Source organism: Rhodanobacter sp. OR92 (genome assembly GCF_000427545.1).
GTDB lineage: Bacteria > Pseudomonadota > Gammaproteobacteria > Xanthomonadales > Rhodanobacteraceae > Rhodanobacter > Rhodanobacter denitrificans.
The window spans coordinates 428,285-446,163 of record NZ_KE386556.1 but is presented as its reverse complement, the minus strand read 5'-3'; the positions used below and the strand labels follow the sequence as shown (position 1 = coordinate 446,163).

Here is a 17,879-nt window from a genome sequence, read left to right as displayed (position 1 = left end):
GCCTTGGGGCGCCGTTTTCGTGGAGCGGATGCGGCGCCGATCAGGCAGGGTCGGCGGTCACCGCGCACGACGCGTTGAAGTCGCCGATGGCTTCGACCAGGTCGGTGACCGCGGCCTGCTCCGCCTCGCTCAGGTCGGGGTTCCAGCTGTCCAGGATCAGCACCACGCGGGTGAACTGGCTGCGGTTCCAGGCCTCGTGCTCGAAGGTGTCGTCGAACGTGACGCAGCTCCCCTCGCGCCAGGAATGGATCTGCCCGCCCACACGCAGCGCACAGTCGGACGGCACGATCAGCGGCAGGTGGGTGACCAGGCGGGTGTTGGTCACGCCGCGGTGCGGCAGGATATGCGTGCCCGGGCGCAGCACCGAAAACAGCGCTTCCGGCGCATGGTCGCGGATGCGCACCAGCGGCACCGCATCCAGCACGGCGCTGGTGCGCGGGCAGGCGGCGCAATGGTCCTCGTAGCGGTCGCCGTGGCGATGGAAGAAGTAGGCATCCCATGCGGCGGCGTGGCCATCCGACCCGCGCAGCATCGACTGCGCCTGCGTGGGGTCGTCCACGCCGAGGAAGGATTCCAGCACCTGCTCGCCGGCCAGCACGGCCAGCAGCTCTTCGCGCACCGCCGCGGCAGCCGCCTCCAGCGTCTCATGCCAGGGAAAGCGCTCGCGCGGGTAGAACGGCTGGCTGGGTATGTCGGGAAAATAGAGGAACAACGGACGCTGGCGCGGATCGGTCGACGGCATCGGCTCCAGCCCGAGATGGATCGCCAGCGCGCGATCCACCCGGCGCAGCTCGGAGCGACCGTAGCGTTCGCGCAGCGGCTCCAGTGCCGCGTCGAACAGCCGCTGGCGCCCGGCGTTGGCATAGTTCATCGCATACTTCACCAGCTCGCGCAGGCCCGGCGCGGTGGTGGCGTCGCTGAGCCAGCGGCCCTGCTCCTGCGCACTGCGCACGGCCATGAAGTAGGCGGTCAGCGCCTGCTCCGCCCGCCCCAGCTGCTCCAGCGCGATGCCCAGTCGCAACCGCGCCAGGAACATGCTCGGCGCCGCCGCCAGCGCCCGCTGAAGGTGGCTGGCGGCGGCCTCGAAGTCGCCGCTGGCAAGATGCACGCTGCCCAGTTGGTGAGCCACGCCGGGATGATCGGGATGCGCCCGCTCGGCCCGGCTCAGCAGCAGTATCGCCTGCGGCGCGTTGCGCCGGGCCAGCTCGCGGTCGGCCAGGAAGACCAGCGCGTCGACGTCATCGGGCTCGTGCTCGAGCAATTGCCGATAAGAGGATTCCGCCGCCGCCATCTGTCCGCCCTGCAACTGCGCGCGAACGGTCTCCCGCAATGACGACACGGGGTCGGGCGTAGGGGAAACGCTCATCGATGGTGCTCCGCGGGTTGTGCCATGCCACTGCCGCCCGCACCAAGCGGACCGTGGTCGAACAGGCATAATAGCCGTTCGCGGCGCCGCCGCACCCACCATGCCTCACGGAGCCCGGATGTCGGCACGATTGCACGGCCTCACCCCTGACCTGACGCGGGCCGTGTCCGCCGTCGCGCGAGCGCTCGACGAAGGTCGTCTCGATGCCGCGATCGCACACATCGGCCCCTTGCTCGCCAGCCAGCCCGACCACCCCGAGGTGCAGCGCCTGCATGCTGGCATCCTGGGCATGCGCGGGCACCATCAGGAAGCCATCGCCCTGATGCGGGCGGCGCTCGCCCAGCACCCGGACGACGCGACCTATCTGAACACGCTGGCCACCCTGCTCGGCCAGGCCGGCGAATACGACGGCGCCATCGATGCCCTGCAGACCGCCTGCCGCCTGCAGCCGGACATGGCACTGGCCTGGTACAACCTCGGCGTCATGCTGACCCGCAGCGTACGCAACGATGAAGCCGAGGCCGCCTTGCGCCGCGCCGTGGATCTCGATCCGGGCGCCACCGACGCGCGCGCCTTGCGGGCGGACCTGCTGCGCATGCGCGGGCAACCATCCGAGGCCGCCATCGAATACCGCCGCGTGCTGGCCGAACGGCCGTGGGCCGGCATGGCATGGTGGGGGCTGGCCGACCTCAAGACCATGCGCATGGACCAGGCCGACATTGCCGCCATGCGAGCTGCACTGCGGGAACCGCGCGCCTCCGAGGACGATCGTATCGCGATCGGCTTCGCGCTGGCGCGCGCGCTGGACGACCAGGGTCGATACGCCGAATCGCTGCAGGCGATCGCCGCGGCGAACGCCATCGCGCGGCGGCGCCAGCAGTGGAACGCCGCCGGCTACTCGGCCGCGATCGACGCCCTGGCGGCGGCCTTCGATCCGCCGCCGGCCGGCGCGGACGAGCCCGGCCTGGGCCACGAGGTGATCTTCATCGTCGGCCTGCCGCGATCCGGCTCCACGCTCACCGAGCAGATCCTCGCCTCGCATCCGCAGGTGGAAGGCACCGGCGAGCTGCCGGACCTGCCGCAGGTACTGGCCGAGGAGTCGCGCCGGCGCGGGCAGCCGTTCCCGCGCTGGGTGCCGCAGATGCAGCCTGCCGACTGGTCGCGACTTGGCCACCGCTACCTCGAACGCACGGCCCACTGGCGCAAGCAGCGTCCGCGCTTCACCGACAAGCTGCCGAGCAACTGGATCTACGCCGACGCCATCCGCGCCATGCTGCCGGGGGCGCGCATCATCGGCTGCCGTCGCGACGCGCTGGAGACGTGTTTTTCCTGCTACCGCCAGCGCCTGGACAACAACGAGTACAGCCGCGATTTCAGCGACCTGGCCAGCTTCTGGCGCGACTGCGACCGCAGCCTGCAGCGGCTCGTCCAGCGCCATCCCCAGGCGATGATGGTGCACGACCATGAAGCGCTGCTGGCCGAGCCGGAAGCCCGCATCCGCGCCCTGCTGGCCTTCTGCAACCTGCCGTTCGACCCCGCCTGCCTGCGTTTCCACGAGAACGCGCGCGAGGTGCGCTCGCCCAGCGCCGGCCAGGTACGCCAGCCACTGCGCAGCGACACCGCACACAGCACGCGCTACGGCGCCCTGCTCGATCCGTTGCGCACGGCGCTCGAGCTGCCGCCCTGGCAAGACTGAGCGCACGCGCGGACGCAAGATGACGCCGACCATGCCTGCACCTCCGGATGAACAGCTGGCGCTGCAAGCCGCGCAGGCGCAGGTCCTGCGCGGCGATGTGGCCGCCGCGGCGGGTACGCTGGAAGCGGCCATCGCTGCGCATCCCGCATCCGACGAGCTGGCGCTGGCGTTCGCCGGCCTGGCGATGCAGCGTGGCGATCGACCCGGCGCCGAGCTGCGTCTGCGGGGCATCCTGCAGCGCACGCCGGGCCACTTGCCCGCCGCTTTCATGCTGACGCGCCTGCTGCGCGAGCAGGGCCGGATGGTCGCCGCCGGCGAGGTCCTGACCGGTGCCTGCACGGCCGGCGCGACCGGCATGGAGCAGCGGATCACCGCGGTGGAACTGCTCGACGACTGCGGCCGCCAGGCGGAAGCGCTGCGGCTGTGCACGGACGCGTTCGCCCACGGCCTCGACGATCCCCGCCTGCGCGCACACGCCGGCGCGCTGGCCTCGCAACTGGGACGTTTCGACGAAGCCCGCCGGCACCAGCAGGCGGCGCTGGCCGGCAGCCCGCTGGCGCTGGAATGGCACGTCCCGCTCGGCCTGGCCGGGCTGCAGCGGTACCGCGATCGGCAACACCCGGACCTCGCGCTGTTCGAACGCGGCCTGGCCCGCGGCGACCTGAGCCCGCACGCGCGCAGCGGCCTGCTGTTCGCGTTGGGCAAGGCCTGCGACGACCTCGACGAGCATGCCCGTGCCGTTGCCGCCTGGGCCGAGGCCAACCGCATCGTGCGCCAGCATCACCCATGGAATCGCAAGTCATGGCGGCGCAGCGTGGAAATGCGGCTGGCGCGGCCAACGCCACCCGTCCAGTCCGGCGAAGATCGCGCCTGGACGCCTGTCTTCATCGTGGGCATGCCACGATCCGGCAGCACGCTGCTGGCCGAACGGCTCGCCTGCCACCCGGCGGTACGGCATCGCGGGGAGCTGCCCTGGCTGCCGACCCTGGCGGCGCGCCTGGACGCCATCGCTGCGGAGCGCGAGCGCGCCGCGCAGATGCCGCTGGCCGCCGCGGCCTACGCCGCCCAGCTGGTGCAGGACGATGCCCCCGCCCGCTGGTACATCGACAAGCAGCCGCACAACGACATGCACGTGGACCTGATCCTCGCGCTGTTTCCGCAGGCGCGGATCATCCACTGCCGCCGCAACGCCCGGGACACCGCGCTCTCGCTGTGGATGCAGTCGTTCCATCCCGGCACGCAGGACTTCGCCAGCGATTTCGCCGACATCGCGGCGGTCATCCATGGCTCGCGGCGGCTGATGGCGCACTGGCAGCGGCGCTACCCGGCCGCCGTGCGCGAAGTGCGCTACGAGGAACTGGTCGGCGATCCGGATGGCTGCATCGGCGCATTGGCCGACTGGCTTGGACTGCCCGCTGCCATCGCGCCCGCGGCACCCGACCGGGAACGCGCGATCAGCACGGCCAGCCTGTGGCAAGCCCGGCAACCCGTGCACACCCGCTCGGTGCAGCGCTGGCGCGCCTACGCCACGCTGCTGCCGGAGCTTGCACGGATGGCAGGCGACTGAGGATCAGCCGGCGCCGGCTTCGTCGGCGTCCGCGACCGAATAGCCCCAGTGCCGCAGCATCGGATCGAGGATCGGCAACGCCGGGGCCAGCGCCTCGCGGTAGCGTTTCCAGCGATCGAGCCCCTTGCGGTTCACCGGCTGGGTAACCTGCGCATAGCTCGGCGTGGCGATGAAGCCCTTGTCGCGCGCGTGGCGATCGAAATGCAGCAGCGGCGCGGCATCCTCCAGGCCGAGGAAATCGGCGATGCGCCGCGTCTGCGCAGCCGGGTCGGCCACCAGGTCCTCATAGCGGGAAACGAACACGTTCGGCTGGAACAGTGCCACGTCGTGCAGCCAGCATTCCATCGCGGTCACGTAGGCAGTGGCCAGTTTCTCCATCGAAGCGCACGCCACCGCCAGCACGGCGGCACGGAAGTTCTGCATGTAATTGCTGACCAGCACGTCGCACGGATGGCGCAAGGCGAGGATGAATTTCGCCTCGGGAAACAGGCGATAGATCAGCGGCAGCCACAGCATGTTCAGCGGATTCTTGTCGACCAGCTGCGCGCTCCAGCGCCGCCGGACCTTGGAGCAGACCAGGCTCACGTAGCCCTTGCGCAATTCATCGCACGCATGCTGGTCGAGCTTGTACAGATCCTGCGGCACCACGATGCCGTGGTCGGCCAGCTGGTCGGAAAGAATCGTGAAGAACGGCCGCTCGTCCATCGACTGCAGCGCCGGGTGGGCATCGAGCATCAATTCCAGCAGGGTCGTACCCGAGCGCGGGAAGCCCACGATGAACACGGGCGAGTTCGCGCTGTCGGGTCCCTGCAGCACCGGCCAGCGGCGGAACTCCTCGGCGCCGATACGTTCCACCGCGGCCGGAAGCACCGGCGCGCCCGGATCGAAGCGACGCGGCGCGTTGTGCTTCAGCTCCTCGATCTGGCGCGCGTGCGCCTCGTGCAGCGCCGCGATCGCGCCCGGGTAATCGCGCAGCTTGTCGCAGGCCTCGGCCAAGGAGAAGAAATGCGCGTAGTCGTCGGGCGTGCGCGGTCCGGCCTGCTGGAGCAGCCGCCGCGCCTGTTCGGTCTGTCCGCGTCGCAACGCAAGTTTCGCGCGCTGGTGGACGATCTCCAGCTGCGCCTCGGCATCCAGCGCCGGATGATCCCGCTCCAGCTGGTCGAGCAGGGCCGCGCTGCCGTCGAGGTCGTTGACGCGTTCGTAAACCGCGGCCAGCAACAGACGCGCCGGCAGATGGCCGGGCGTGCGCGCCAGCAGTTCCTCCAGCAGCACGCGGGCGATGTTCGCCTCGCCGAGTACCAGTTGCAGGTCGGCGAGTTCCAGTTGCAGCGGATCGTCCAGCGCGGTCCAGTCGCGCCAGGGACGCAGCAGCTCCTCCGCGCGCGAGTCGCGGCAGGCCGAACAGGCGCGCGCGGCATGAATGCGTACGGCCGGCGCTGCCGGGTCCAGCGCGTGGGCGCGCAGCAAGGTGTCGCGGGCTGCCTGGTAATCCTTCCGCTCGAGCTGCAACAGGCCCAGGTTGATCAGCTGCTCCCCGTTGTCCGGCGCCAGCGCGATCGAGCGCAGGTAAGCCTGCTCGGCCTCCTGCACGCGCCCCGCCTCACGCAGCGCGGTCGCGTAATTGCCCCAGTGCAGCGAGTCGTCGGGATGGTTTTGCGCCAGCGCCGCATAAACCTCCAGTGCCTCGGCCAGCCGGCCCTGCTGCTGCAGGCCGATCGCGAGGAACAGGGCGAGGTCGGGGTCGTCCGGACGCTCGCTCAGGGCGGCCCTGGAAAGGCGCTCCACATCGGCCGGCCGGCCGCCTTGCAGGGCGCTGAGAATGTCGTTGATCACGTGAGAGGCAACTTTCCAAAAAAAAAGAGCCGCGCGGGTTGCCCGCGCGGCTCGTCAGCTTCAGCTACTCAGTGCTGTCCAGTCAATCAGAACGACACCGTCACGCGAGCCCAGTAGTAGCGGCCCTGCAGGTCGAAGTCGCTCGGATCGGTGTTGGCGTTGAGCGTGTTGTTGGCGTACAGGAACGGCGGCTGCTTGTCGAACAGGTTGTTCACGCCGACGTCGATACGGGTGTTGAGCGGCTCGAAGTTGTAGCCGAGCGACACGTCGTTGTAGATCGTCGCACCGTACTTGAGCACCACGCCCGGCAGGCCCTGCACCGGGTTCGTGTCCTGCGACGGGCTCTTCGAGCCGTTGCGGAACGCGCCGATGTAGCGCATGCGCCAGGAAGCACTCCAGTCGCCCAGGTTCCAGTTCACGAAGCCGTTGCCGCGCCAGCGCGGGAACAGGCACACGCCGCCACCGCTGGGGCAGGTCGACGCCTGGCTGGAGCCGAACGGCATGAAGTGGCCGGCGTCATGGAACACCGTGTTGGCATTGGTGCCCGGCGCGGTCTGCTGGTCGTAACGCGACATGTAGGTCGCATCCAGGCCCACCACGAACTTGCCGAACGAGAACTCCGGCAGGCTGTAGCGACCGGAGAAGTCGACACCCGCCACGTCCGTGCGGCCCAGGTTGCCGGTCGGCTCGACGATCTGCGCGATCTGGCCGGGGTTGGCACTGCTGGCCGGGAAGCGGGTGATCAGCGGGCAGTACTGGGTGGCGCCGTTGTAGCAGAGGTCGAGCACGGTCTGCGCGCCGATCGAGGAGATCGTGTCGTTCAGGTACAGGTGCCACGCGTCGGCACTGAGCGACAGCCCAGGCACGTAGCTCGGCGAGTAGACGAAGCCGAGGTCGAACGACTTGCCCTTCTCCGGCCCGAGCGGGAAGCCGGCGTACTGCGAGCCGGAGGAAATGCCCTTGATCTGCTGGCCGAGCGCCACGTCCTGGTTGACGAAGCTGCCGTTGGTCGGCACGCCCACGCAGGCCGGATTGGCGGCGGTGATGCCGTCGCAGGGGTCGCTGCTGAGCTTCGGTGCGTCGCTGATCGGCGCGCCGAAGACGTTGCCGATGGTCGGCGCGCGGAACACCTCGGACATCGTGCCGCGCAGCAGCAGGTCGGTGATCGGGCGGTATTCCACCGCGAACTTGGTGTTGTTGGTGCTGCCGAAGGTGCTGTACTTCGAGTAGCGGTCACCGATGGTGACGTTCAGCATCTGCGCAAAGGGCAGGTCCGACAGGATCGGTACGAATACCTCGGCGTAGGCCTCCTTCACGTTGTAGCCGCCACGCAGCGGCGAGCTGCACTGGCTGCCCAGGGTGCAGTTGCCGGTGGCCGGGTCGATCAGCAGCAGCGGATCGATTTCCGAACGGGTGTATTCCTTGCGGTAGGAAGCGCCCGCGGCCAGCTGCACGGTGCCGGCCGGCAGGTCGAACAGGCCGCCGTTGACGTCGGCCGAGTAGACGCGCTCGATCGCGAAGTTGTTGCTGATCGCCGGCACCGCGGCGGCCTGCAGGGCCGCCACCGAGTTCGGGTCGAACAGGTTGAACGGGTTGAACGGCGTGCAGCCGGAGGTGATCGGAGCCGTCGGCGTGCCGCAGGTTACCTTGCCGGTTGCCGGATCCAGGAACGACGGACCCAGGTCCGCGTTGATCTTCTGCTGGTTGGACAGGCCGCGGGTGATGGTCTGCTGCGAGAAGTGGCCATAGCTCATGCCCACGTCCCAGTTCCAGTCGTGGTTCAGCAGGTTGAAGTCACCCTTGAAACCGGTGTGGATCTGGTCGGTGGTGGTGCCGAAGTTGGCCGAGCGGTTGCCGGCGGAGACCAGGCGCGCGCGGTAGTCCAGACCGGCCCCCGAATACTCCTGGCCGAACGGGTTGTAGTACGCATCCTTGGAGATCACCGCACCGTAGATCGAGCCCAGCAGCGCCGGGGCCAGCTGGAAGCCGGAGCTGGTCTTGTTGTGGTACGCGTCCATGTAGGTCTGGACGTGGTCACCGAGGTTGTAGGTACCCTTCAGCCACAGACTGGTGCGCTCCTGCGGGGTCTGGATCAGGTTGACCGTCGCGTAGTTGTACTTGTCGGCGTTGGTGAAGCAGTGGTAGTCGGTGGCGATGTTCTGGCCGCTGGCACCCGGGTTCAGTGCCACGTTCTTGCAGTTGTACTGCCCCGGGCCGGTGCCCCGATACTGGCTCGGCAACTGGACGCGGCCGTAGGCCGGGAAGCTGGAACCGCCGACGTAGCTGTAGATCGGGGTCTGGCTGCTGCCGTAGATCGACACCGCGTTCTTGGAGAAGTCGCGGTTCTTGGCCAGCACGGCTTCGGTCTTGTTGTAGTCGACGCCGCCCATGATGCTGCCCTTGTCGGACGTCTGGCCGAACGTGAAGGTGTAACCCTTCGAGCGACCGTCCGCATGGCCGGACTGACCGTAGTTCACCGTGAACTGGGCACCCTGGTAGTCCTTCTTCAGGATGAAGTTGACCACGCCGCCGATGGCGTCGGAGCCGTACACCGAGGAGGCGCCATCGGTCAGCACTTCGATGCGCTCGATCATGTCGGCCGGGATCGAGTTCGGATCGCCGTTGATGATGCGCTTGCCGTCGATCAGGATCAGGGTGCGCTGGGCGCCGAGGCCACGCAGGCCGATCGAGGAGCCGCCGGTGCCGCCGCTGTTGTTGACCTGTGGGTTGATGTTGCCGCCGGTCACCGCCGGCAGCTGCTGCACGATGTCGCCCAGCGTCAGTTTGCCGGTGGCCTTGATCTGCGCGGCATCGATGGTCACGACCGGGTTGGACGTTTCCAGGTCCACGCGGCGGATGTGCGAGCCGGTGACCACCACCGTCTGCAGTGTCTGCGCCTTCTCCTGGCTGGGTTTGGTGGTCGTGTCCTGACTGCCCGTGTCCTGGGCGAAGACCGTGCCCGAGGCACCGACCGCGATGACAGCACCCAGCGAAAGCGCGAGGCGGACTGCCGAAGAAAGTTTTGTGACCCCAAGTTTCATTTAAGACACCCTCCAGTTAATTATTGTCATGGGTCAGAACCCGACTTGAATTCTGCCCAGAAGCACAATCCAGCCTGTTGTCAGACCCGTGGACTTCAGACTCACGAACCCCAAACCGGGCCGATACTAACAGGCAGATAACACTTGTGTGAACCCATATCAAACGCACACCCTGTCCGGGTGGCCCAATGACTGTTCTGCGCGTCCTGCGGTTTGGTCGATCATTCGCCCACGCTGCCGGCCCTCCGACGGCTACTTTATTACTTTGCGTTTACGTATTGTCAACATTCTCAATACGAAACTTTTTGCACTTCGGCACGCAACCACCCCTCCGACGCCCACCACCGCCAGCGACGGCTGTCCGTGGCAAGGGGCCGCCGAGGGCGGTGTCCGAAGCTGGTCGGTTGCCCTGACGGCAGAATCCGACACGGCAGCCCCCGGCAACCGTCCCTGATGGCACAACAACCCCGCAGCGTGATGCCGAGTTCGGGCCGAGCGCCCCGTTGCCGCATCCGCGAGGCTCAGTCCGTCTCGACATCCGCCTCGAAGCGCAGGTGTTTCACGCTGCGCCCGTTGCGGCGCACCAGCTTGAGCGCCTCGATGCCGATCTTGATGTGCGCCTCGACGAACCGCGAGGTGATGGTGCGGTCGCTCGCTTCGGTCTTCACGCCTTCCGGGATCATCGGCTGGTCGGACACCAGCAGCAGGGCGCCGCAGGGAATCCGGTTGGCGAAGCCGGCGGCGAAGATGGTCGCGGTTTCCATGTCCACCGCCATGCAGCGGGTGCGCCGCAGGTAGGCCTTGAAGGTGTCGTCGTGTTCCCACACGCGCCGGTTGGTGGTGTACACGGTGCCGGTCCAGTAGTCGTGGCCGAGGTCGCGGATCATGGTGGAAACCGCGCGCTGCAGCTGGAACGCCGGCAGCGCCGGCACTTCCGGCGGCAGGTAGTCGTTGCTGGTGCCCTCGCCGCGGATCGCGGCGATCGGCAGCACCAGGTCGCCCAGCTGGTTCTTCTTCTTCACGCCGCCGCACTTGCCCAGGAACAGCGCGGCCTTCGGCGCGATCGCGCCGAGCAGATCCATCATGGTGGCCGCGTTGGGGCTGCCCATGCCGAAGTTGATCAGGGTGATGCCGTCGGCGGTGGCGTTCGGCATCGGCCGGTCGCGGCCCTGCACGTCCACCCCGTGCCACTGCGCGAACAGCTCCACGTAATGACCGAAGTTGGTCAGCAGAATGTGTTCGCCGAATTGCTCCAGCGCCGTGCCGGTGTAGCGCGGCAGCCAGTTCGAGACGATTTCCTGTTTGCTTTTCATCAGAGCTCTTGCCCGAATCGCGTTGCCGGCGACGCCACGCCGGCGGGATGCCAGATCAGTGGCGCCATCTTAGGGCCTGTTCGTCCACGCCCGGCGATCATGCCGACGCGCCGGCTTGCCGCCGTGCGGATGCCTCGTCGCCCCCGGCTTGCGGCCGCCGCCGTGCGACCATCGGACAAATGCCCGATCACGGCCAGCATGCTATGTTCCTCCTGCCATTGATGATCGGGGGGTCACGTGATGAGGATGGGCCTGGCAATCGATGCATCCTGCGATCTGTCGCAGGAGTTTCTGCAGAAGCACCGTATCGCGATCATGCCGATCACCGTGCGGGTGGACAGCGAGGTCTTCATGGACGACCGCAAGCCGGCCGAGATCCAGCGCTTCATCGATCGCCGCCTGGGCAGCCGCAGCCACTCGGCGGAGACCGAGCCTTGCCCGGTGGAAGAGGTGCAGAAGCTGTTCCTCGAGAAGCTGGTACTGGAACAGGACTGCGTGTTCTGCCTGACCATCACCGCCACCCGCAGCCCGATCAACGAGCACGTCAACAAGGCCAGCTTCGCGATCCTGAAGAACTACCGCCAGGTGCGCGAGAAGGCCGGCGTACCCGGACCGTTCATGATGCGCGTGGTGGACACCGGCAACGTCTTCACCGGCGCCGCCCCGGCCGTTTACGAAGCGGCCCGGCTGATCGCCGCCAACGAGTCGCCGTCGACGATCCGCGAACGCCTGGTGCACATCGCCAGCCACAGCTACGGCTACATGCTGCCGCGCGACCTGATCCACCTGCGCAACCGCATCAAGAAGCGCGGCGACCGCAGCGTCAGCCTGCTCAGCGCGGTGGTCGGCACCGCGCTCGACATCAAGCCCATCCTGCGCTGCTTCCGCGGCGAGACCAGCCCGGTCGGCAAGGTGCGCGGTTTCGACCAGGGCGCGGAGGCGCTGTTCGGCTACGTGACGCGGCGGGTGCGCGCCGGCCTGATGGTGCCGGTGGTCTGCGTCAGCTACGGCGGCGACCTGGAGGTGCTGCCCCACTTGCCGGGCTACATCGAGCTGCGCCAGGCCTGTGCGGAATGCGGCGTCGAGCTGATGGAGGCGCCGATGAGCATCACCGGCATGGTCAACGTGGGCGAAGGCGCGGTGACCGTCGGCTTCGCCGCCGAGGAGCACGAAGCGGAGTTCTGAGGCCGCCGCTCAGAAGCCGTAGTTCAGGAACCCGCCGTCCACCGCCAGCACCTGGCCGGTGACGTAGCTGGCCGCCGGCAGGCACAGGAAGGCGATCGCGGCGGCCACCTCCTCCGGCTCGCCGATGCGCTTCAGCGGCGTGCGCTCGAGCACCTCGTCCAGATAGTCGGCGTCGGCCAGCGCCGGGTCGGTGCGCTGGGTGCGGATGTACCACGGCGCCACCGCATTGACGCGGATGCCGTCCACCGCCCACTCGGCGGCCAGGTTGCGGGTGAGCTGGTGCAGTGCCGCCTTGCTCATGCCGTAGGGCGCACCGGTGCGCACGTGGGTGATGCCGGAGACCGAGCCCACGTTGACGATCGCCGCGTTGGCGTGCTGCACCAGCTGAGGGTGCGCCAACCGGCACATCTCGAACGCGGAGAACAGGTTCTGCTCGAAGATCGCGCGGTAGTCGTCCTCGCGATAGTCCAGCGTGGCGCCGGGCTGGTTGCCGCCGGCGTTGTTGACCAGCAGCGACACCGGCGCGCCGAGGTCGGCGATCCAGTCGAACACCGCCAGGCGTTCCTCCGCCTCGGCCAGGTCCGCGCCGAACGCCAGCACCTCGACGTCGGCGAATTCGTCGGCCAGCTCCACCCGCACCTGCTCGAGGTAATCCTCGTCGCGCGCCACCAGTAACAGGTCGGCGCCGAGCCCGGCCAGCTCGCGCGCGGTGGCGTAGCCGATGCCCTTGCTGGCACCGGTGACCAGGGCGGTGTGACCGTGCAGTTGCCAGGCGTCGAGGCGGCTGTTCATGGGTGCAGCTTAAAGCCCGCGGGCGATGCCTTGCCAGCGACCGGGCGCGGCGGGACACTCGACGCATCGACCCCGCGCGAGAACCGCCATGAAGCCGCTGCCGCTCCTGCTCTGCGTCCTTGCCCTCGGCGCCTGTTCCAGCAAGCCGCCGGAACCCCAGGCCAAGCCGGCGGCGACCGACACCGCCACGCCGTTCGACGCGCTGAAGGCGGACGAGCAGCGCGCCAAGGACGTGCAGAAGACGGTCGACAAGCAGGCCGAGGAACAGCGCAAGCAGATCGAGGCGCAGGAGCAGTAGGGGCTACCGCCTCAGCGCGGGCTGCACAGGCAGTCCGCGTAGATGTTCGGCGTGCCGGCCTTCGCGTTGCGCAACAGCTGCAGCTCCGGCGCCAGCGCGGGCAGCTGGGCGAACCAGGCCGGCAGGCGCACGCCCCACGACTGCAGCAGGTGCACGCCGGCGCCCTGGTTGAGGCCGATCAGGAAACGCTCGAAGCCGCCCAGCGGCGCCTCCACGTAGCGCACCGGATAGCCCTTGCCCAGCCTGGCCACGCTGGCCGCCTCGGCGACGGCAGCCTGCAGCCCACCGAGCTGGTCGACCAGGCCGCGCTCGAGCGCCTGCTGGCCGGTCCACACGCGGCCCTGCGCGATCGCGTCGATCGCCTCGTAGCTCTTGCCGCGCGCCTTCGCCACGTTGCCGACGAAGTCGCGGTAACCCTTGTCGATGATCGCCTGGATCACCGTGCCGACCTTCGGATCGAGCGGACGACTGATGTCGAACGCGCCGGCCATCGGCCCGGTGCCGACGCCGTCGCTCTGAACTCCGAGCTTGGCCAGCGTGTTCGGCACCGTGTAGTACATGCCGAAGATGCCGATCGAGCCGGTGATGGTGTTCGGTTCGGCGTAGATGCGGTTCGCATTCATCGCGATCCAGTAGCCGCCGCTGGCCGCCACGTCGCCCATCGACACCACTACCGGGATGCCCGCGCTGCGGGTCAGCTCGATCTCGCGGCGGATCTGCTCGGCCGCATACACTTCGCCGCCGGGCGAGTTCACCCGCAGCACCAGCGCCTTGGTCTTGCGGTCCTCGCGTGCGCTGCGGATCAGCGCCGCGGTGGATTCGCCGCCGACCGAACCGGCCGCGCGCTTGCCGCCGGCGATCTCGCCCTCGGCCACCACGATCGCCACGCCGGGCGCGAACGCATTGACGGCATGCGGCACGCCGGCCGCGTAACGGGCGAAGTCGACCTGGCGGAAACTGTGGCCTTTGCGGTCGGCCGGGATGCCTTCCTTGCGCATCATCGCGATCAGCTCGGCGCGGGTGGCCAGGCCGTCGACCAGGTGCTGGTCCAGTGCCAGCCGGGCCAGGTTGCCCTGGGTGCTGGCGATGTGCTGCGGCAGGTTGTCGATGTCGTCGCGCAGCGTCGCCGGGTCCAGCTTGCGCATGGCCGCCACCTCGACGAGGTAGCCGTCCCACAGGCCGCCCATCCAGTAGCTGTCGGCCTGCTTGGCCTCGGCCGAGGCGTGATCGAGGATGTACGGCTCGGCCGCGCTCTTGAACTCGCCGACGCGGAACAGGTGCACGTCGACGCCGAGCTTGTCCAGCAGATCCTTGTAGAACAGCCGGTAGTTGGCCAGCCCGGTGATCATCACGCCGCCCTGCGGGTCGACCAGCAGGCGGTCGGCATGCGCAGCGAGGTAGTACTGGCCCTGGTCCAGGTTCACCGCCCACGCCACCACCGGCTTGCCCGCCGCGCGGAAGCGGTCCAGCGCCGCGCCGACCTCGCGCAGCGCGGCAAAGCCGCCGCCCTGCAGCTCGTCCGGCAGCAGCAGGATGCGGCTGATCCGGTGGTCCGTCGCCGCCGCGTCGATCGCGCCGACCAGGTCGCGCAGCTGCACCTGCTTCGGCTGCTCGCCGGACAGGCCGGCCAGCGCGCGCTGCAGCGGATCGATGCTGTACTGCTCGACCAGCTGCCCCTGCGGCCGGATCACCAGCACGCTGTCGTCCTGCACCGCGCGTTCCATCCGGCTGCCGGCCACGCCGGCGGTCACCAGCAACAGCAACACGAACAGCACGCCGAAGAACACCAGGTTGATGATCACCAGCCGCAGCAGGTTGATGCCGCGCCCGAGCGTGCGCAGGAAGGCCCAGAAACCGTGGCGGCGGGGCGGTGGCGGCGGTGGCAGCGTCATGTGGGTATCCGGATATCGTCGGGGCAAGCGTAGCCGGTCAGGCCGACGCGGTCATCGGCAGGTGACCGCGCCAGCGCTGTTTCCACGCGCTGCGCCAGAAGCGGGTGAACAGCATCGCGGCGGCCACCGACAGGCCGGCGATCAGGCCGATCCACATGCCGCGCGCACCCATGCCGTGGTGGAAGGCCAGCCACCAGCCCGTCGGCATGCCAACGATCCAGTACGCGAACAGGGTAATCGCCATCGGCACGCGGGTGTCCTTGAGGCCGCGCAACGCCCCGTTGGCGGCGACCTGGACGCCGTCGGAAAACTGGAACAGCCCGGCCAGCATGATCAGCTGCGCGGCCAGCGCGATCACCTTCGGCTCGTGCGTGTACAACGACGCGATGAAGTGCGGCAGGCCCAGCATCAGGCCGGCCGAGAAGATTTGCGTGACCAGGGTCAGGCCGATCCCGCAGAAGCCGGCATAGCGCACGCCGCGCTCGTCGCCGCGGCCCACCGCGTTGCCCACGCGCACGGTGATCGCCATCGCCAGGCCGAGCGGGATCATGAAGAACAGCGAGGCGATGTTGATCGCCACCTGGTGGCTGGCGATCACGTCCTCGCCCAGCGTGGCGATGATCAGCGCGGTGGCCACGAACAGCCCGGCCTCGGCCAGCAGGGTCACCGCCATCGGCAGGCCGATATGCACCAGCTGGCCGATCCGGCGCAGGTCCGGCCACTGGAAACGGTCGAACAAGCCCAGCCCGCGGTAATGGCGCCGCAAGACCACATAGACGCCGAACGCCAGCATCTCCAGCCACAGCACGATCGCGGTGGCCACGCCGCAACCGTGCGCGCCCTGCGGCGGGATGCCCAGCTTGCCGAACATCAGCACGTAGCCCAGCGGCACCAGCAAGACCAGCCCGCCGAGGCTGAAGTACATCGACGGCCGGGTCAGCGACAGGCCTTCGGACAGGCCGCGCAGCGCGAAGTAGCAGGTCAGTGCCGGCGCCCCCCAGCTGATCGCCAGCAGGAAGCGCTGCACGTCGTGGCGCAGGCTCGCGGTCACCCCGATCAGCTCGATCAGCGGCCCGGCGTGGCGCACCGCGAACCACAGCAGCGCGCCCATGCCCAGCGCCAGCCACAGCGCCTGCTGGAACACCGTGCCGACCTCGCCGCGGCGCCCGGCGCCGTCCAGCTGCGCCACCGACGGCGGCACCGCCATCATCATGCCGATGCCGCAGACGATCGCCAGCGACCAGATGCTGGCGCCCACCGCCACCGCGCCGAGCACGTGCGCGCTGACGTGGCCGGCCAGCACCGCGTCGATCACGTTGCTGCCGACCGCGGCCAGCTGCGCGGCGATCAGCGGCAGCGCGAGGCGCACGGTGGCGCGCACCTCGTGCAGCAGATGGGCGCGTTCGGGACGCAAAGATTTCATGGGCACAGCGGACTCCAGGGCCGGCCATTCTACCTGAGCCATTCGTCACGCCCGCCGAGCCGCCGCCGTGTGCGAAGATCGCCCGCTGCACCGGACGGGAACCGCGATGAAGCAGCTGACCAGCTACGAAGGCCTGCACTGCGCCAACTGCGGCGCGACCATGCAAGGCGAGTTCTGCCACCAGTGCGGCCAGTCGATCCACAGCGTGCTGAAGCCGATGCACCACATGGTCGAGGAAACCGTCGAGACGGTGCTGCACATCGATGGCCGCATCGTGCACACGCTGCCGCCGCTGCTGCTGAAGCCCGGCTTCCTCACCCTGGAATACTTCGCCGGCCGGCGGGTGCGCTACATCGCGCCGTTCCGGCTGATGTTCGTGCTGTGCCTGCTGTCGTTTTTCGTATTCCACCTGGCGATCGACCAGGTCGCCGACAAGATCCCCGCGAACGGCCATCCCCTGGTGAGCGTGGACAGCCGGGCGATCGAGACCGCGGCCAGCCCCGCCGAGGTGCGCAAGGCGCTGCAGGACGAACTGGATGGTCTGCAGCGCGCCCGGGACACCGGCGTGCTGCCGCCGAACGTGCTGGAGCAGGCGCGCGTCGGCGAGCAGGAACTGCGTCAGGCAGCCAATCGGCGCCTTGCCGCACTCGGCGCGGCGCCCATGCCGGTAGCCTCGCTTGCCTCGCCGCCAGCATCCACGGTGGTGAAGGCCAGCAGCGACACCAAGCCGCGCGACGCTGCACGCAAGGCGTTCGAGAATGAATCGAAATCGGTCCGGATCGCCTGGCTGCCGGACGTGGCCAACGCGCGCCTGACCGCGCTGGGCCGCCAGTTCCAAAAGAACTGGCACGCCTTCAAGCATGGCGATCCGGCGGCCAGCGCCGAAGCGAAGCAGCGCATGATCAACGGCGTCTTCGGCGCACTGCCGCCGACCATGTTCGTGCTGATCCCGGCCTTTGCCATCCTGCTGAAACTGTTCTACGTATTCCGCCGGCGGCTGTACATGGAGCACCTGATCGTGGCCCTGCACAGCCACGCTTTCATGTTCCTCAGCCTGTTGCTGATCACTCTCGTCGGCATGCTGTCGACCTGGCTGCGACCGCATGCGGCGTGGACCGGCTACGCGCTGGGCTGGCTACAGGCCGCGCTGATCCTGTGGATTCCCGCTTATCTGCTGATCATGCAGAAGCGGATCTACCGCCAGGGCTGGCCGATGACCTTGCTGAAATTCTGGTTCGTCGGCTGGTGCTACGTCTGGCTGCTGATGTTTGCCCTATTGGTCGCTTTAGTGCTTGGTGTGGCCCACTGAGGCCGTTTCGCGGCTCCTGGCGCAGCGGGTTTTGCACAGCGTCACGGGCCTGTCAAGGCAGCCGGGGACGGTGCGTCAATTGTGTGAACCGTGACTGATCGGCATTTGCAGACCATTGACTGACAAGGACATTTTTACGTGACCAAAACCTCGTCAGAGTGTCA

The 17,879-nt window shown here is 68.4% G+C and carries 13 protein-coding genes; 5 read left to right on the top strand and 8 right to left on the bottom strand.

The genetic code is table 11. From position 1 onward, the window contains the following. Positions 1 to 40 precede the first annotated feature (40 nt). On the bottom strand, positions 41 to 1,366 hold the full coding sequence (locus RHOOR92_RS0113640; protein WP_027490505.1) for an aspartyl/asparaginyl beta-hydroxylase domain-containing protein: 1,326 nt from the start codon (positions 1,364 to 1,366) through the stop codon (positions 41 to 43). A 118-nt stretch (positions 1,367 to 1,484) separates the two neighbouring features. Here RHOOR92_RS0113640 and RHOOR92_RS0113635 point away from each other — a divergent pair, with 118 nt between their 5' ends. Together RHOOR92_RS0113635 and RHOOR92_RS0113630 are read left to right on the top strand one after the other, a co-directional pair. Continuing rightward, complete coding sequence (locus RHOOR92_RS0113635; RefSeq protein ID WP_027490504.1) at positions 1,485 to 3,062, top strand: tetratricopeptide repeat-containing sulfotransferase family protein; 1,578 nt, start codon at positions 1,485 to 1,487, stop codon at positions 3,060 to 3,062. Positions 3,063 to 3,093: 31 nt separating this feature from the next. Continuing rightward, positions 3,094 to 4,629: a sulfotransferase gene (locus tag RHOOR92_RS0113630; protein ID WP_231378392.1), complete on the top strand. Its 1,536-nt coding sequence runs from the start codon at positions 3,094 to 3,096 to the stop codon at positions 4,627 to 4,629. Between the two features lie 3 nt (positions 4,630 to 4,632). On the opposite strand, the gene RHOOR92_RS0113625 is transcribed toward RHOOR92_RS0113630, so the two are convergent. The 4 genes from RHOOR92_RS0113625 to RHOOR92_RS20005 form a co-directional block, all read right to left on the bottom strand. Then, positions 4,633 to 6,462 (bottom strand): tetratricopeptide repeat-containing sulfotransferase family protein, encoded by a 1,830-nt coding sequence (locus RHOOR92_RS0113625; protein ID WP_027490502.1) that lies wholly within the window; start codon positions 6,460 to 6,462, stop codon positions 4,633 to 4,635. An 86-nt stretch (positions 6,463 to 6,548) separates the two neighbouring features. Continuing rightward, positions 6,549 to 9,503 (bottom strand): TonB-dependent receptor plug domain-containing protein, encoded by a 2,955-nt coding sequence (locus tag RHOOR92_RS0113620; RefSeq protein ID WP_027490501.1) that lies wholly within the window; start codon positions 9,501 to 9,503, stop codon positions 6,549 to 6,551. A gap of 521 nt (positions 9,504 to 10,024) precedes the next feature. Further along, positions 10,025 to 10,816 carry an AMP nucleosidase gene (locus RHOOR92_RS0113615; RefSeq protein WP_007509793.1) on the bottom strand — a complete coding sequence of 264 codons (792 nt, stop codon included), beginning with the start codon at positions 10,814 to 10,816 and terminating at the stop codon, positions 10,025 to 10,027. Then, positions 10,816 to 11,016 carry a hypothetical protein gene (locus tag RHOOR92_RS20005; protein WP_231378391.1) on the bottom strand — a complete coding sequence of 67 codons (201 nt, stop codon included), beginning with the start codon at positions 11,014 to 11,016 and terminating at the stop codon, positions 10,816 to 10,818. The genes RHOOR92_RS0113615 and RHOOR92_RS20005 overlap by 1 nt, the downstream gene beginning before the upstream one ends. A gap of 46 nt (positions 11,017 to 11,062) precedes the next feature. On the opposite strand from RHOOR92_RS20005, the gene RHOOR92_RS0113610 reads away from it, so the two are divergent. Then, a complete protein-coding gene (locus RHOOR92_RS0113610; protein ID WP_007509795.1) occupies positions 11,063 to 12,001 on the top strand; it encodes a DegV family protein in 939 nt (312 codons plus the stop codon). Positions 12,002 to 12,010: 9 nt separating this feature from the next. On the opposite strand, the gene RHOOR92_RS0113605 is transcribed toward RHOOR92_RS0113610, so the two are convergent. Next, complete coding sequence (locus tag RHOOR92_RS0113605; RefSeq protein ID WP_007509797.1) at positions 12,011 to 12,793, bottom strand: SDR family oxidoreductase; 783 nt, start codon at positions 12,791 to 12,793, stop codon at positions 12,011 to 12,013. A gap of 88 nt (positions 12,794 to 12,881) precedes the next feature. Here RHOOR92_RS0113605 and RHOOR92_RS0113600 point away from each other — a divergent pair, with 88 nt between their 5' ends. After that, on the top strand, positions 12,882 to 13,091 hold the full coding sequence (locus RHOOR92_RS0113600; protein WP_027490500.1) for a hypothetical protein: 210 nt from the start codon (positions 12,882 to 12,884) through the stop codon (positions 13,089 to 13,091). Between the two features lie 11 nt (positions 13,092 to 13,102). Here RHOOR92_RS0113600 and sppA read toward each other — a convergent pair whose 3' ends face one another. Further along, entirely contained in the window at positions 13,103 to 14,983 is a 1,881-nt protein-coding gene (gene sppA / locus RHOOR92_RS0113595; protein ID WP_027490499.1) for a signal peptide peptidase SppA, read from the bottom strand. A 37-nt stretch (positions 14,984 to 15,020) separates the two neighbouring features. Further along, entirely contained in the window at positions 15,021 to 16,406 is a 1,386-nt protein-coding gene (locus tag RHOOR92_RS0113590; protein WP_027490498.1) for an MATE family efflux transporter, read from the bottom strand. 106 nt (positions 16,407 to 16,512) lie between these two features. On the opposite strand from RHOOR92_RS0113590, the gene RHOOR92_RS0113585 reads away from it, so the two are divergent. Continuing rightward, positions 16,513 to 17,715, top strand: coding sequence for a DUF3667 domain-containing protein (locus tag RHOOR92_RS0113585; RefSeq protein ID WP_015448859.1), 1,203 nt, complete (start codon positions 16,513 to 16,515; stop codon positions 17,713 to 17,715). Positions 17,716 to 17,879 lie beyond the last annotated feature (164 nt).